Below are 15094 nucleotides of genomic sequence, written 5' to 3' on the forward strand. Positions count from 1 at the left end.
GATAAGAAGAACTTCCATTTATTTTTAAAAGAATGTGAGTTTAGATTTAACTATGGTTCACCATCTAATCAGCTAAAATTCCTGAGAAAATGGTGTGATATTTAATCCTTATCTACTACAGCCCCTATCTTATTATTTATATTTCTTGGGCTACTGGTCGCGTCAACCGCCGCTGTCCTATTATTCAGGTACGACGTTATTCCTTAATGACTCAGTTAGACACCTTATGAATCATTTGAGCATAACTCAATCATCTGAGTATATCTCAGTAGAACCATCAAAACAGGGCTGTTAATTAATCAATAGCCCACTTGAAACAGACGGCTTTTGCGGACCTATTTAAAAAGATTATTTAGGCTTTTATACTAAGGTATTTGTAGTCCGGGTATTTGTAGCCTACGTTATGAACTCGGGCACTGTGCACTTGAGGCTATTACCTTGCCGTCGCTGAGACGATACGCCAACAGACAGTTGCCCCATACACACCCACCATCGAGTGCACGCGCATGTGGTAAATCAATCTCGCCTTGTAGCGCGGCCCAATGACCAAATAGTATCTTACGCGTGCGCGGTACTTGCCACTCAAACCATGGTAAAAAATCGGTTGGCATAGGCTCATCTAGCCCAGCATTAAAATCAAACTCAAGCAAACCATCCTGCTGACACAGGCGCATACGAGTAAAGTAATTGGCAATTGCTCGCATTCTGGTAAAGCCTTCAATACCTGAATGCCATTTATCGGCTTTTTTACTATAGAGATTTGGCAGTAGTTCATCAAGCTGCTCTAAGCTCCCTTGCAGCTGCGATTCTAGCTCTTTTGCATATGTTGCTGCTGCCTCAATACTCCAATGTGGTGGAATCCCTGCATGTACCAACACCGTATGCTCATCTGGATACGCCAATATCGGCTGCCTGCGTAACCACTCAAGCAATTCATCACAGTCATCCGCTGCAAAAATTGGCGCAGTTTTGTCTTTGCTCTTGAGTTTTGCAGCGCCGCGCCAGACTGCAATTAAATTGATATCATGATTGCCTAATACCGTTGCTGCAGCGCCCTGCTCACACAACGCTTTGACGTCGCGTAAGGTATTTAATGAGTCCTCACCACGCGCTACCAAATCACCGGCGAACCATAACTTGTCTTGATTAGGATCAAAATCTAATGTCTTTAGTAATTGTAGATAAGCCGCGTGGCAACCTTGTAGGTCACCAATGACATATTGATGGCGAAAACTCATAATCCCTCTATGATTTTTATATAATAATTGGTCATTATTTACATTAAACGTCTATTGACGAGCCTGATTGCTTAGATTGACAAAATCTGTAACGCTCAACGTCTCAGGACGTGCCTGTGGGTCGATACCGCAAGCGGCAAAATCATCCTCACTCAGCGTCGGCAGCAAGGTTGATTTTTTGAAGATAGCGCGAAGCGTCTTGCGACGATGGTTAAAGGTCTCACGTACCACAATGGCAAAATACTCTTCATCCTCTGCTACTATCGGTTTGTCAATATGCGGCGTTAGGCGAAAAACGGCACTGGTGACTTTGGGCGGTGGATTAAAAGCGCCGCGAGGCACAGTCAGCAAATAATCTGTATCACAGTAATACTGCATAATCACAGACAGACGACCGTAAGTTTTGCTACCAACGTCGGCTGTGATGCGCTCAACCACTTCTTTTTGTAGCATAAAGTGCATGTCTTGAATGACATCAGCAAACTCAAGCAAATGAAACAAAATAGGCGTTGAGATGTTATATGGTAAGTTCCCGACGACACGTAGCTTACCGCGCTCCTCGCTGTAAAGCTCACGATAGTCCACATGCATGGCGTTATCTTTAATAATCGTAAAATTTGGATGGCTATTGGCACCAATACGAATGCGCAAGCTGTCTGCCAAATCGCGATCCAACTCTACGACTGTCATCGCATCTACTTCTGCCAATAAAGGCTCGGTCAATGCGCCCATACCAGGCCCAATCTCAATCAAATTGTCATCGCGCTCGAGACGAATGCTTTCCACGATTTCGCGAATGACGCTGGTATCATGCAAGAAGTTTTGACCAAAGCGCTTACGCGGTTGGTGCTTGGCTGTACGTAAACTGTTAGAAATGGCTTGAGCATCAAATGTAGAGTTGGACATAAGAGAGTCTTAATGGATAAAAGATAAATGAGAGATGATAGCAATGTGCTGGTGTTATAATGGCAAATTATAACACAGCTCATAATTAGGCTGTGTTTTTGAGGTAGTTTATCTATAAGTCATCTAAAATGTATCACAACCGACATGGCACTTTTTTGTTCTCGAACCATCTAGCATAAGACCCATAATGGGAATAAGGATGGTACCCTAATGAGGACTTGAACTCTTGGCTGTGAGCTAATGGTATTAAGGTTTCAACTTGCTGAGATAGCCACAGTGTACTTCATGATGTACTTACCATAGATATTCTATCTATGATCGGTGCGCTAGTGAGGACTTGAAGAGACCATCCCTTGGCTGTGAGCTAATGGTATTAAGGTTTCAACTTGCTGAGATAGCCACAGTGTACTTCATGATGTACTTACCATAGATATTCTATCTATGATCGGTGCGCTAGTGAGGACTTGAAGAGACCATCCCAGATTCTGTGTAACTGACGTTTAGATTAAATACTTACACAAAATTTAGGAAGGTCTCCCAGATTCTTATCAAAGACTTCATCATCTATTATTCGCCAAACGGCAACTTGCTGATGGTCTTTGGTGGTGACTAGATTTAAAGTTTGTTCAATCATTGCTTGAGGTCTCATATCCTTATGATGTTTATTTGCTTCAAACCCAGTTACTTTACACTTAGCGGTTTAATTAAGCTACTTACTCAACTTCAATATTCTAAAGGCGCCCTGAATAACTAAAGCAAATACGATGCTACCAATAATCAAATCAGGCGTACTAGAGTGTAACCAATTAACCAAAATCCCTGCAACAATTACCCCTAAATTGATAATCACATCGTTTGAAGTGAAAATCATACTGGCTTGCATATGGGCTTCTTCTCCTTCTTTGCTTTTCGATTTTTGTAGTAAATAGAGGCAAATCAAGTTTGCAATTAGCGCAAGAATCGATATGACTATCATGGTAGAAAAGTCAGGTAACTGCTCATTGCCAAAGAAACGTCTTAGTACTTCTAAAAAACCAAGAATCGCTAGCGTAATTTGAAAATATCCGGCAATTCTAGCAATCCGTTTTTTCTTAATGACCGTTCCACCGACCGCAAATAAGCTAATTCCGTACACGAAGCTATCTGCTAACATATCTAAGCTGTCGGCGACCAACCCCATCGAACGAGAAATCAGTCCCGTGCTCATTTCAATAATAAAGAAAGCAAAGTTAATGACCAGCACTATCCATAGTAGCTTTCTTTGCTCAGCATCTTTTTTGTGACTAGAGTCAGCATCAATTTTAAAATTATTGTTGGGATCAGAGGGGTCAATGGTTTCGGTCGAGAGTAGGGTGTCTCCTAATTTTAGGTCATGAATAGCAGTCTCTATCCCTTCTATATTGTCATGATGAAACACAGTTAATTGACGGTTAGGAATGTCGAACTCAAGATGTTCAATATTCGAGTGGCCCTCTAATTTCATTCGGATTAGGTTTTCCTCCGAAGGGCAGTCCATCTTCGATATTTTAAAAGTTGTTTTATTCATAGTTACATTTATATCCGGGTAGTGGTTCAAAAAGTAGGCTGAAAAAAAAGATAAAAAAAGATAAAAAAAGAAGTCCGAAGTTGCTAAAGTGAGTTTACCAAGACAAACTTCACAACAAGGACTTCTTACATGGACAACCTAACCGAACTATACTGCCATATTGACGACTTTTATCAGCAATTCAAACCTGAGTTTGACGCTCATTTAATCGCAACGGGACACCAAAGGTTAAGAGCATGCCAGATAAGTGTAGCAGAGATTATGACCATCTTGGTACTGTTTCATCAACTGCGGTATCGACAGTTTAAGGCGTTTTACTACCATCACATGCTTGGCATGATGAAACGGGCGTTTCCAAATCTGCCGAGCTACTCGCGATTTATAGAGCTTGTGCCGCGCAGTATCATGCCACTGTGCAGCTACTTGCAAAGCATGATGGGCGACTGTACGGGCATCAGCTATATTGATTCAACCAAGATAGCAGTTTGTCATAACAAGCGTATCTACCGTCATAAAGTCGTTAAGGGACTTGCAACCCGAGGCAAAAGCAGCATGGGCTGGTTCTATGGCTTTAAGCTGCACGCCATTATCAATCATAAGGGCGAGCTTGTATCTGTTAAAGTCACTGCGGGTAATACGGATGACAGAGTGCCTGTTAAGGATATGGCAACGCCTGTGTTTGGCAAGGTGTTTGGGGATAGAGGCTATATCAGTAAAGCCCTAAACGAGTGGCTCACAAAACACAATGATACCACGTTGATAACCAAACTTCGGCGTAATATGAAACCCCAATTACTCAAGCCGATAGATGAGGCGCTACTCAATCATCGCTCTTTGGTTGAGACGGTGTTTAGGGAGCTGAAAAACTTGTGTCAGATTGAGCATTCACGCCATCGTAGTGTGACGGGTTTTATTACAAACTTGCTGTCAGGTTTGATTGCTTATTGCTGGTTTCCCTATAAACCCACCATCAAAAACATGCCTCAGCAGGGACAGGTAGCCACATTGTAAATAGTATCAATGAGTTACAATGTGGCTTATCCCGAACTGGGGTTAAGTAGTTAAATGAATAGTAATAAATAACGTTAAACCAAGGATTTAGCGTCTATATTAAAAAGGCTATTTAGTAAGATTGAAAAAGACAACGTCCTATTATCAAAGGACGTTGGCTTTTTAATGGGTAGAAATGATGTGGAATTTATCTACATTTAAACGATTAATTTAGCGCGGTTAAGGTTTGCTCAAACGCTGCGCGCCCGATTTCACCCACTTGCTGATTGACCAATTGCCCGTCTTGATAATACAGCAATGCTGGCGGACCAAATAGTTTATAACGCGCTAAGATTGCTTTTGAATCAGCCGTAGTCTCCGTGATATCAAGTCTGACCAATTGCCAATCTTGCATTTGCGCAGGGCGATTATGAAATAAGTTTTTCTCCATAGTCCGGCATGCAATACACCATTCGGCGGTGACATCGACCAGCACTTTAGGATTGGCGGCGACAATGGCATCTAACTCAGCCAGCGTCGTGACCGTCTTATCGGTTGCATTACTGGTGGCTGGTTGACCAGCAGTTGTCTGCAGCACCGGAACCGCAGTTAGGGAGGCAAGCGGATGCAAGCTGTCGTCATTGCCCAATGCGGCGCCGACGATTAAACACGTCGCCCAAATACCAGCGATTAAGCCTAGCGCTTGGGTCAGCATCCGACCTTTGCCTAGCCAGCTCCACGCCCACATCGCCACGACCATAAACCACAGCGCCCAAACCATCAGCATCACAGGCGAGATAAAGACGCGTTCAATTAATAACAATGCCACGGCAAAAAGCAACAAAGCAAAGCCCTGCTTGACCCAGTTCATCCACTCACCCGCTTTTGGCATGATTTTACCTTGGGTCGCGCCGATTAAAATAAGCGGCGCTGATAAACCAAAACCGAGCATAAATAAAGCCGCAAAGCCAAGTAATGGACTTCCAATCGTTGATACAGCAAGCAGCGCCCCAAATAAGGGTGCCGAAACACAAGGCGATACCACGAGCGCCGATAAGAATCCCGCAATTAAACTGCCGCCCGTACTACCAAGCTTGCTATCCCCCGCTTGGCTTAGACCCTGCATTTTACTACTGATAAATCTCGGCAGACGAATGCTAAATACGCCCAACATATAAAGGGCTAATAAGACAAAAACGATGGCAAACCCAATTAAAATAATCGGATTTTGTAGCCAACCGATAATGCCTAACGATTCGCCAAATACCGCAATGACCGCGCCTAAAATACCATAAGCGATGGCAACACCAATAGCGTAGCTGGTCGTTAAAATAACACCGCGTTTTACCGTTGGATTGTCTTCACGCGCGACGATATTGGCAACAATCGGTAGCATCGGTAACACGCATGGTGTCAATGCCAAGCCCAATCCTGCCAAGAACAATAACACCAATGCCAACCACGGATGCGAGGCTAAGCCAAAAGGGTCGCTATCAATCGCATTATCGCCAACAACGGTATTGTTCGTTGCAGCAGCATTATTTATGACAGCGTCATTGTTCGCTGCTTCACTTGTGACATTATCGCCTACCACTTCTTCATCGGCACCAGAGATGGTATTGATTGCACCAAGCTCTGCATCTAATGCTTCGTCATCTAACAAAGCGTAATCAATCACCTCGTCATCTGGCGTAGTTTGCTCTGTAGCAAGACTATTGGTAACTGTCCCATCTGTAGAGGCTTGCGCAGTTTCTGCATTGCTGTTATTGCTCGCAGAACCTGTAGCAGTACTACTTGAACTATTGGCTGCCGATTGTGACGCAGCAGCAATATTGACTGTGGTTTTTATTTTCTCCGGTGGATAGCATAGACCCGCTTTGGCACAGCCTTGCCAACCTATCGTCACGGCGGCATTATTTATCGCCTTGCCATTACTACTACTCAAAATGGTAGTAGCAACCATATTGGCTTGGTCAAATACCAATACTTGCCCAAAAGTTGGATCGTCGATGGAGACTGGCTTTTGGCTAAAGGTAAAAGGTGCGGCGCTCACGCCTGCAGGCAGCGTTAGCTTAATTTGGTCTTTATAAACATAGTGCTCAGGCGTAATGTCAAATTTAATGGCTAAGCGCGTGCCATTATTGGTCGGTTTGCTGCTGCTGCTAACTTGAAACGCTTCATCAACAGGCAAAAATTTCGGTTGGGCAGCACTTTTATTACCAAATAAATCGCCCAATCCTGCCGCTTGCGATGCCACTGGCACGGCCGTCAGCCCAGTCGCTGCTAGCCCTGTCAATAATGAACCCGCGCTGAAAGCGAACGCCAACAGATAAGATTTTTTCGACGATTTATTTTGCGTTAATGACGGAGACTTTTCTGCGCTCTTAAGGGACATGAAGGGCTACCTATTATTTCCAATATTCGAATTGACCAATTCACTGTCTGTATGGACTTGTCTATTTACAACCCCAGTTCGGGATAAGCCACATTGTAACTCATTGACACTATTTACAATGTTGCTACCTGTCCCTGCTGAGGCATATTTTTGATGGTGGGTTTATAGGGAAACCAGCAATAAGCAATTAAACCTGACAGCAAGTTTGTGATAAACCCCGTGACACTACGATGGCGTGAATGCTCAATCTGACACAAGTTTTTAAGCTCCCCAAACACCGTTTCAACCAAAGAGCGATGATTGAGTAGTACCTCATCCATAGGCTCAAGTAAGGGGCTGTCCTAGATAAGTAAAATTATTTAGGATAGCACTATGAGAAAGAGTAAACTAAGTTGGTATAAACAAAACAGACTCATCGAGCTATTTGTTGCCGGTTCTACCGCGAGAACAGCAGCAAGCTTAGTTGGTGTTAATAAAACCACAGCCAGTTATTACTTTCATAGGCTAAGACTGCTTATTTACGAGAATAGTCAAGACCCTGGTCTATTTGAAGGCGAAATCGAAGTAGACGAATCATACTTTGGTGGCACTCGTAAAGGCAAGCGAGGGCGAGGTGCTGGTAGCAAAGTGCCCGTGTTTGGTCTATTAAAGCGTAATGGCAAGGTCTACGCTTGTATTATACCCAATGCTAAAGCAGATACTTTGATCCCCATTATAAGAGAAAAAGTGAAGCCTGATAGCATTGTTTATACTGACTCATTTAAAAGCTATAACGCATTAGATGTCAGTGAGTTTACTCATTATCGTATTAACCACTCCAAAACCTTTGTTAATGATAAGAATCACATTAATGGTATAGAGAACTTTTGGAACCAAGCTAAACGGCATCTACGTAAGTTTAACGGAGTTCCAAAAGAGCATTTTCACCTTTATTTAAAGGAATGTGAGTGGCGTTTTAATCACAGTGACCCAAAGTCGCAATTACTACAATTAAAACAATGGGTTAAACAGGGTTTGAGCTAGTTATCTAGGACAGCCCCAAAATGACCAAACCTAATCCAAGAGTATTAGAAGTAAAAGGCGTATTCGTTGAGCCTGCATCGGCGGCTTCAATCGGCGGTGCAATCCGTGATATTAAAGCAGGTAAAATCGCTGAAGGTTCGGTGATCGTTTGCACAGTGACGGGTAATGGTCTAAAAGATCCTGACACTGCGATCAAACAATGTGCCGATGCCGTGATGCTCACCATCAATGCCACATTGGATGATGTCAGAACATCAATCCTATCAAATATGGAAAAATAATTTTTCATGCTTTGCTCAGAAGAAAATACTTAAAAAGCCAACCAACTGCGGTTGGTTTTTTTTATTGCATCGTGCAGAATATAAACTGTATAAGAATAATTCCTATTTACAAACAATTTGATACAGTTTGATTTGTTTTGGTGCAAAATCAATAAATCGCCCAATATTTGTGCAATACAATAATGCTTCAAAGTTGGTTTTGTAAGTTATTGCAGTTTTATTGCAAAGAAATAAGATAAAACAGTAACTTAATAAAGTTGGCACGCCCTTTGCTATTTCAATAACAAGTTCAGAGTCAAATCATTTCGATTTGAACATTTGTAATAAACAGCTTGGGGGAATACCAACATGAACTTTAAACTTTCTACATTAGTGGCTGCATCTTTACTCACTTGTGCAAGTGGCTTGACTATGGCAGCTGAAAGCGATGTATCATTCTCTGGTACTGCAGCAATGACTTCAGATTACCGCTATCGTGGTATGACACAAACTGAAAGCGACCCTGCCGTTCAAGTTGGTTATGGATTAACCCATAGCTCTGGCTTATACGCAGGTGTCTGGGGCTCGAATGTCGGCTTTGGTAGCTCATTAGAGCTCGATCCATATGTAGGTTATAGCACTGAACTTGGCTCTTTGGCGTCTAAACCAGTTTTAGATGTCGGTTTATGGTACTACGGCTATCCAAGTGCTTCTGATTTGAATTGGCTTGAGCTGTATGCACGTCTAGGTTTTGCAGACACCATCACTGTTGGTGACAGTTTGCTTGCAAGCGTGAATTTCACTAATGATTTTTTTGGCTTAGATACTGATGCATGGTATTTAAACCTGACTTATAGCATGCCATTGAGCGCATCTTTCGGTGGTGTAGCAAGCTTAGGTTATACCACTGCTGACGATTATGATTTCAGTGATAACGCTAGTGGCGATGATAACTACATCGACTGGAAAGTTGGTGTGACTTACAGCTTTGCTTCTGTTGAAGACCTGTCAGCTGAGCTTGCTGCTGTCGGCACAAATATTGACGCCGACACCAACCCGTACAAACGTGGTGTAGAGACTGGTGCTGTATTTACAATTACTAAAGCATTCTAAGTTGTAAATAGCATAGGCTAGAAAATTAGCCTTGCGATAAAAAAATCCTGTCTTACTTCAAGGCAGGATTTTTTTATGGAGAATTGGTTCTAAATACGTCTTGGCATGTTAAATGCTTAATATTTATATCGAATAAAGATTGTTTGAATAGATTAAAAAGAAGGGGCTGTCCTAGATGAGTAAAATTATTTAGGATAGCACTATGAGAAAGAGTAAACTAAGTTGGTATAAACAAATTTACAATGTTGCTACCTGTCCCTGCTGAGGCATATTTTTGATGGTGGGTTTATAGGGAAACCAGCAATAAGCAATTAAACCTGACAGCAAGTTTGTGATAAACCCCGTGACACTACGATGGCGTGAGTGTTCGATTTGGCACAAGTTTTTAAGCTCCCCAAACACCGTTTCAACCAAAGAGCGATGATTGAGTAGTACCTCATCCATAGGCTCAAGTAAGGGGCTGTCCTAGATGAGTAAAATTATTTAGGATAGCACTATGAGAAAGAGTAAACTAAGTTGGTATAAACAAAGCAGACTCATCGAGTTATTTGTTGCCGGTTCTACCGCGAGAACAGCAGCAAGCTTAGTTGGTGTTAATAAAACCACAGCCAGTTATTACTTTCATAGGCTAAGACTGCTTATTTACGAGAATAGTCAAGACCCTGGTCTATTTGAAGGCGAAATCGAAGTAGACGAATCATACTTTGGTGGCACTCGTAAAGGCAAGCGAGGGCGAGGTGCTGGTAGCAAAGTGCCCGTGTTTGGTCTATTAAAGCGTAATGGCAAGGTCTACGCTTGTATTATACCCAATGCTAAAGCAGATACTTTGATCCCCATTATAAGAGAAAAAGTGAAGCCTGATAGCATTGTTTATACTGACTCATTTAAAAGCTATAACGCATTAGATGTCAGTGAGTTTACTCATTATCGTATCAACCACTCTAAAACCTTTGTTAATGACAAGAATCATATTAACGGTATAGAGAACTTCTGGAACCAAGCTAAACGGCATCTACGTAAGTTTAACGGGGTCCCAAAAGAGCATTTTCACCTCTATTTAAAGGAATGTGAGTGGCGTTTTAATCACAGTGACCCAAAGTCGCAATTACTACAATTAAAACAATGGGTTAAACAGGGTTTGAACTAGTTATCTAGGACAGCCCCAAAAATTATTACCGTAAGTTTCATAACACCAGAGCGGTAAGTGGAGCCGTTTATAAAAGTGGCGCGATTAATAGTCGTATACCAAAAACATATACGTTTAACATTGTTCATTGTATAAACACAGATAAAGAAAACAACTATGACTGAATCTACCGACAGATTAGATAGTACTAAATTGAATAGCGTTGAATCGGCTAGTACTAATATTGCTGACAATAAAGTACCTATAGCTGTGAGTAGTACTCATCAATCGATTGACTCTAAAACCATGAATCATACGCCTAAAGCTATGTACGTGACTTCAGGCAACTCAATAACACCTAAAGATAAGTTGGACAAAATGCCAAAAATGGTTGCCAATGGCAGTCGCGCTTTTATCTGGTATTTGTTGGCGATAATGGTATTAATACTTGATCAATGGACTAAGTGGTTGGCCCAAACCACATTAGCGTTCAATGACCCCGTACCGGTCATTGAACCATTTCTCAACTGGACACTCGCTTATAACTATGGGGCAGCATTTAGCTTTTTAGCCAACGCTGGCGGTTGGCAGAAATGGTTTTTCTCAGGCTTAGCTTTTGTAATGGCTATCTTTTTAACGGTTTATTTAATCAAAGCGCCACGTGCAGCCAAGCTATTATCTATGGGGTTGGCCTTAATGCTTGGTGGTGCGATTGGCAACTTAATCGATCGTTTAAGAATTGGTAAAGTGGTTGACTTTATCCATGTGCATTATGCTGATGTCTGGAATTATCCTCTTTTCAATGTTGCAGATATAGGTGTCTGTGTCGGTGTAGCGTTGATTATAATTGATATGATATTTTTGGAAAGTAAGCGTAATGAATAAACAAGTGAATATTGATCAGTACAAATAAAAAGAACTAGCGTCATAGTCACTCTATACGGAAAAATACTTTTTATACTTGAGTATGTTTATAAAATGTGAACTGGAAGGTAATGTATGACTGGTATAGGTACTCACTCATTTTAGGTCTTAAAACAGATTTTGAGAAAAAACCGCTAGAAAATTATTTGAAATAACAGCTATTAATGGCACTCCATTAACATTTCTGTAAGTACATTACCGTTAAATGATTACCCTGCGCAGCAAGATAGCTCTTTAACGTCTTTGCTAAAGGTTTGAGCGCATAACTTCAATCCTTCAACCATCGTCAAATACGGAAATAGTTGACCTGCCAATTCTTCGACTGTCATTTTATTATGAATAGCAAGAGCCGCACTTTGAATCAGTTCTCCGCCTTCATGGGCTAAAATTTGTGCGCCTATCAGTTTTCCCGTGGATTCTTCAGCTACCAACTTGATAAAACCATCCGTTTCAAAATTTGCTAAAGCTCTTGGTACGTTTTCCATATCAAGTACACGACTTATCGTATTTATTCCTACCGCTGAAGCTTGTACTTCGGTTAGACCTACCGTAGCAACTTGTGGGTCGGTGAATATAACAGCAGGCATGGTAGATAAGTCGAGTTGCGCATTTCCACCTGTCATATTAATTCCAGCCCTACTTCCGGCAGCAGCAGCAACATAAACAAATTGTGGCATATTGGAGCAATCTCCAGCGGCATAAATGTTAGCTGTTGATGTTTCCATCATACTATTAACAACAATGGCACCACTTTTATCTGTTTCAACACCAACATTTTCTAAACCAAGCTTTCCAGTATTTGCATGGCGACCCGTAGAGATAAGCAATTTTTCAGCGATTAATGTTCCTTCGTTAGTTTCCAATGAAAAACCATTGCTATCATAAGAAACATGACTTGCTTGCGTATTATTAAGTACCCTAATACCTTCTTTTTCAAAGCACTCTGCCAGTTTTTCACCTAATAACGGATCTTCAGCATATAAAAGGGTATGTCTGGCTAGAATTGTCACACGGCTACCTAAACGGGCATAAGCTTGCGCAATTTCCAGAGCAACAACGGAGGAGCCGATGACAACTAGACTACTCGGTAACTCTTCTGCAAATAAGGCTTCTGTTGATGTCCAATAAGGTGTATCAACTAAACCCTTAATTGGCGGAATGCTTGGTGTAGAGCCTGTTGCAATTAAAATGCGATCTGCAACCAGCTCTTCTTCACTACCATCAGACTTGTGAACTAGCAAGGTATTTTGATTTTTAAAACGTGCATAACCTTTAAGTAAAGATAGCGCGGGATTACTCTCTAAAATACGTTGATATTTAGCATCGCGTAGTTCTTCGACGCGAGCGTTTTGCTGATGTGCTAATAAGGAGCGGCTAAGTTGTGGCTGAATATTTTCTAAACCATCAAACGGGTTAGTACGTTGCTGATGCGCTAATTGCGCAGCACGGATCAATATTTTTGAAGGAACACAGCCGACATTTACACAGCAACCTCCGATTACATCGGCTCCTTCAATGATAGTAACTCTTGCTCCGCCTTCTGCTGCTTTAATCGCACTGGCAAAGGCCCCTGAACCACTACCAATAATGGCTACATGTAATTGTTCTGGCTGGATGTCATTTGGCGAGCAACAACTATTCGTTGACATATTTTATTCCTCTTAAAAAGTTAAGCGGTACAAGTTTCATCATCACAGCGTTTATTCGCAGGAGAAACCATGTCCCAAATTGATACAGCAACCATTAGTCCTAGCCCCGTATAAGTAACGTATGAACTCCACCCGTACTGGAACCAAGGGTATAAAGAGAGTAAAACCAAAATGGGGCCAATTGAACCGATAAAACTACGGTGCCATTGACGATGGCTAAACCAGCCTAAGATATTCATTACCAGCGCTAATACTGCAAACAGTGGTAACAACGTATTGATAAATACCCCTTCCCACTGACTAAGAAATCCCATCCCAATTGCCGCACCAAGACTAGCTATCGCGGGAAAACACATGGCGCATCCCATTGCCGAAACAAGTGCACCTATAGAGCCTGCTTTATCTCCGATACGCGTAACTAGTTCTAAGGGGCTAAATATTACTTATTTTCACTTTTTAAATTTGAAGGGTAGCCAGCGTTGGTAGTCGCTGCAATTAATGCATTGATGTTGGTTTTAGTGTCATCAAAAGAAACAACAGCTAGCTTAGGCTTGTAGGTAACTTTCGCATTTTCAACGCCATCAACATTTTCTAATGACTTTTTAACTGTGATTGGACATGTCGCACAGTTCATCGTTGGCACTTCCAGTGTAACTGTTTTTACTTCAGCAAAAGCACCAAAACTAGAAAGTGAAAGCAGTGCGGTTAATAATAATTTTTTCATAATTAGCTCCAAATTTTAAAATGTTATAAATTTCTTGATCTGTATATTAAGCAAACAAAAGTATCCAATAATTACTGGTCACTAAAATTGTCGCAACTATAGCGCTCAGCCAGAAAATGACTTTTCGTTGTTGCTGTTTCTTAGGAATTGCACAGGCCGTTCCCGGCTCACACTCTTCTACAGGACGGTAAATTTTCCAACCTGAGTAACCAAACAACAACACTACAAATGCGATAAATAATGGCCTATAGGGTTCAAATGCAGTTAAATTACCAATCCATGAGCCACTTACCCCAAGTAATAACAGGAGCAAAGGACCTACACAGCATACGCCTGCGCCTAATGCTGCTATGATGCCTCCTATCATTGGAAGGTTTGATTCTTTTTGATTCATATAGATACCTCATTAGATAATGCAAGTGTATTGCATGTACCTAAGTACGGAGTCAAGGGTGATTTATAAAAAATTTATCTTTGATAATCTGCTACGACAGATACGGGGAATAAGCTAACTTGAATTAAGGCGCAGAAGTAAAATTGGATATGCTGTTTTAGTGGGAAATGGTAGTTAAGTGAATCATTTACTTCGGTTGCAACGAATCAATTATTGGGCAGTGGCTATCGTCATCATTATTTTGGCATTGTCCTAAATGTTCTTCCAAAGCGTGTTCTAACAACAACAAGTCAGCCATCTTTTTTTGTACTGCGATCAGTTTTTTATTAGCTAATTCTTGTACTTTACTACATGGACTATCGTTTAACGCAAGTAACCCTTCAATCTCATTTAGCGTAAAACCTAATTCTTGAGAACGCTTGATAAAATGTATTCTATTTACCGTTTCTTTCGGGTAATGTCTATAGCCCTGCATAGGCTTTGGTGGTTGTTTAATTAAGCCTTTGCGTTCATAAAAGCGAATTGTTTCGACATTTACACTCAGTTCTTTAGCCAACATACTTATGGTTCGTTTAGACACGTTATCAATTACCTTACTGACTTTTTGTTTACTTACTTTATATCTAATTAAAGTGACCATCAATGAATACCAGTTTAAACATCGCTAATTGATTTTGTTTTTTCTTCTATTAAATAAGTAAAGTTACCGTTGTTACAACAATATTAAACCACAACAATGTATGGTTTATCCTTTTTCATTATCAAAGTCCAAATTAGTGTTATTACATGCAGTTCTACATGAGTAT

General features: G+C 41.2%; 14 protein-coding genes and 4 pseudogenes. 7 read left to right on the forward strand and 11 right to left on the reverse strand.

What is annotated here, in order from left to right:
- Nucleotides 1-105: pseudogene (locus HL061_RS01950) on the forward strand (IS1595 family transposase); the annotation flags it as partial.
- A gap of 296 nt (nt 106-401) precedes the next feature.
- Here HL061_RS01950 and HL061_RS01955 read toward each other — a convergent pair.
- The 3 genes from HL061_RS01955 to HL061_RS01965 all read right to left on the reverse strand — a co-directional run bounded on the left by HL061_RS01955 (nt 402) and on the right by HL061_RS01965 (nt 3690).
- Nucleotides 402-1238 carry a symmetrical bis(5'-nucleosyl)-tetraphosphatase gene (locus HL061_RS01955; protein WP_071001638.1) on the reverse strand — a complete coding sequence of 279 codons (837 nt, stop codon included), beginning with the start codon at nt 1236-1238 and terminating at the stop codon, nt 402-404.
- Nucleotides 1239-1289: 51 nt separating this feature from the next.
- Nucleotides 1290-2144 (reverse strand): 16S rRNA (adenine(1518)-N(6)/adenine(1519)-N(6))-dimethyltransferase RsmA, encoded by an 855-nt coding sequence (gene rsmA, locus HL061_RS01960; RefSeq protein WP_071001639.1) that lies wholly within the window; start codon nt 2142-2144, stop codon nt 1290-1292.
- A 709-nt stretch (nt 2145-2853) separates the two neighbouring features.
- Complete coding sequence (locus HL061_RS01965) at nt 2854-3690, reverse strand: cation transporter (RefSeq protein WP_102091635.1); 837 nt, start codon at nt 3688-3690, stop codon at nt 2854-2856.
- A gap of 129 nt (nt 3691-3819) precedes the next feature.
- Between HL061_RS01965 and HL061_RS01970 the strand changes: the two genes are divergently transcribed.
- Nucleotides 3820-4701: an IS982 family transposase gene (locus HL061_RS01970; RefSeq protein ID WP_071001640.1), complete on the forward strand. Its 882-nt coding sequence runs from the start codon at nt 3820-3822 to the stop codon at nt 4699-4701.
- Nucleotides 4702-4906: 205 nt separating this feature from the next.
- Here the strand turns inward: HL061_RS01970 and dsbD are convergent, their stop codons facing one another.
- Nucleotides 4907-7075, reverse strand: coding sequence for a protein-disulfide reductase DsbD (gene dsbD / locus HL061_RS01975; protein ID WP_252962454.1), 2169 nt, complete (start codon nt 7073-7075; stop codon nt 4907-4909).
- A 113-nt stretch (nt 7076-7188) separates the two neighbouring features.
- Nucleotides 7189-7392 (reverse strand): annotated as a pseudogene (locus tag HL061_RS01980) (transposase); the annotation flags it as partial.
- Nucleotides 7393-7447: 55 nt separating this feature from the next.
- Here HL061_RS01980 and HL061_RS01985 point away from each other — a divergent pair.
- From HL061_RS01985 to HL061_RS01995, 3 genes and pseudogenes are all read left to right on the forward strand, one after another.
- On the forward strand, nt 7448-8098 hold the full coding sequence (locus HL061_RS01985; protein WP_071001643.1) for an IS1595-like element ISPssp3 family transposase: 651 nt from the start codon (nt 7448-7450) through the stop codon (nt 8096-8098).
- A gap of 53 nt (nt 8099-8151) precedes the next feature.
- A pseudogene (locus tag HL061_RS01990) lies at nt 8152-8379 on the forward strand (threonine synthase); the annotation flags it as partial.
- Between the two features lie 348 nt (nt 8380-8727).
- On the forward strand, nt 8728-9471 hold the full coding sequence (locus tag HL061_RS01995) for a TorF family putative porin (RefSeq protein WP_071001644.1): 744 nt from the start codon (nt 8728-8730) through the stop codon (nt 9469-9471).
- Nucleotides 9472-9708: 237 nt separating this feature from the next.
- Here the strand turns inward: HL061_RS01995 and HL061_RS02000 are convergent.
- Nucleotides 9709-9912, reverse strand: a pseudogene (locus HL061_RS02000) (transposase); the annotation flags it as partial.
- A 55-nt stretch (nt 9913-9967) separates the two neighbouring features.
- On the opposite strand from HL061_RS02000, the gene HL061_RS02005 reads away from it, so the two are divergent.
- On the forward strand, nt 9968-10618 hold the full coding sequence (locus tag HL061_RS02005; protein ID WP_075105847.1) for an IS1595-like element ISPssp3 family transposase: 651 nt from the start codon (nt 9968-9970) through the stop codon (nt 10616-10618).
- 156 nt (nt 10619-10774) lie between these two features.
- Nucleotides 10775-11482, forward strand: coding sequence for a signal peptidase II (gene lspA, locus HL061_RS02010; protein ID WP_071001646.1), 708 nt, complete (start codon nt 10775-10777; stop codon nt 11480-11482).
- A gap of 248 nt (nt 11483-11730) precedes the next feature.
- Here lspA and merA read toward each other — a convergent pair whose 3' ends face one another.
- From merA to merR, 5 genes are all read right to left on the reverse strand, one after another.
- Nucleotides 11731-13170, reverse strand: coding sequence for a mercury(II) reductase (gene merA / locus HL061_RS02015; protein ID WP_025643785.1), 1440 nt, complete (start codon nt 13168-13170; stop codon nt 11731-11733).
- Between the two features lie 20 nt (nt 13171-13190).
- Nucleotides 13191-13610 (reverse strand): organomercurial transporter MerC, encoded by a 420-nt coding sequence (gene merC / locus HL061_RS02020; protein WP_186475527.1) that lies wholly within the window; start codon nt 13608-13610, stop codon nt 13191-13193.
- Complete coding sequence (gene merP / locus HL061_RS02025) at nt 13610-13894, reverse strand: mercury resistance system periplasmic binding protein MerP (RefSeq protein ID WP_008110847.1); 285 nt, start codon at nt 13892-13894, stop codon at nt 13610-13612. Before merP ends, merC begins: the two co-directional genes overlap by 1 nt.
- 46 nt (nt 13895-13940) lie before the next feature.
- Complete coding sequence (locus tag HL061_RS02030) at nt 13941-14288, reverse strand: mercuric transporter MerT family protein (protein WP_016899520.1); 348 nt, start codon at nt 14286-14288, stop codon at nt 13941-13943.
- 187 nt (nt 14289-14475) lie between these two features.
- Entirely contained in the window at nt 14476-14847 is a 372-nt protein-coding gene (gene merR / locus HL061_RS02035; protein ID WP_033011277.1) for an Hg(II)-responsive transcriptional regulator, read from the reverse strand.
- Nucleotides 14848-15094 lie beyond the last annotated feature (247 nt).

Origin of the sequence: Psychrobacter sp. PSP, from assembly GCF_024085615.1 — a bacterium.
GTDB lineage: Bacteria > Pseudomonadota > Gammaproteobacteria > Pseudomonadales > Moraxellaceae > Psychrobacter > Psychrobacter pacificensis.

Coding starts and splice junctions, on each gene's coding strand:
- HL061_RS01955 (WP_071001638.1), bottom strand. CDS start 1,238: ATGAGTTTTCGCCATCAATATGTCATTGGTGACCTACAAGGTTGCCAC.
- rsmA (WP_071001639.1), bottom strand. CDS start 2,144: ATGTCCAACTCTACATTTGATGCTCAAGCCATTTCTAACAGTTTACGT.
- HL061_RS01965 (WP_102091635.1), bottom strand. CDS start 3,690: ATGAATAAAACAACTTTTAAAATATCGAAGATGGACTGCCCTTCGGAG.
- HL061_RS01970 (WP_071001640.1), top strand. CDS start 3,820: ATGGACAACCTAACCGAACTATACTGCCATATTGACGACTTTTATCAG.
- dsbD (WP_252962454.1), bottom strand. CDS start 7,075: ATGTCCCTTAAGAGCGCAGAAAAGTCTCCGTCATTAACGCAAAATAAA.
- HL061_RS01985 (WP_071001643.1), top strand. CDS start 7,448: ATGAGAAAGAGTAAACTAAGTTGGTATAAACAAAACAGACTCATCGAG.
- HL061_RS01995 (WP_071001644.1), top strand. CDS start 8,728: ATGAACTTTAAACTTTCTACATTAGTGGCTGCATCTTTACTCACTTGT.
- HL061_RS02005 (WP_075105847.1), top strand. CDS start 9,968: ATGAGAAAGAGTAAACTAAGTTGGTATAAACAAAGCAGACTCATCGAG.
- lspA (WP_071001646.1), top strand. CDS start 10,775: ATGACTGAATCTACCGACAGATTAGATAGTACTAAATTGAATAGCGTT.
- merA (WP_025643785.1), bottom strand. CDS start 13,170: ATGTCAACGAATAGTTGTTGCTCGCCAAATGACATCCAGCCAGAACAA.
- merP (WP_008110847.1), bottom strand. CDS start 13,894: ATGAAAAAATTATTATTAACCGCACTGCTTTCACTTTCTAGTTTTGGT.
- HL061_RS02030 (WP_016899520.1), bottom strand. CDS start 14,288: ATGAATCAAAAAGAATCAAACCTTCCAATGATAGGAGGCATCATAGCA.
- merR (WP_033011277.1), bottom strand. CDS start 14,847: ATGTTGGCTAAAGAACTGAGTGTAAATGTCGAAACAATTCGCTTTTAT.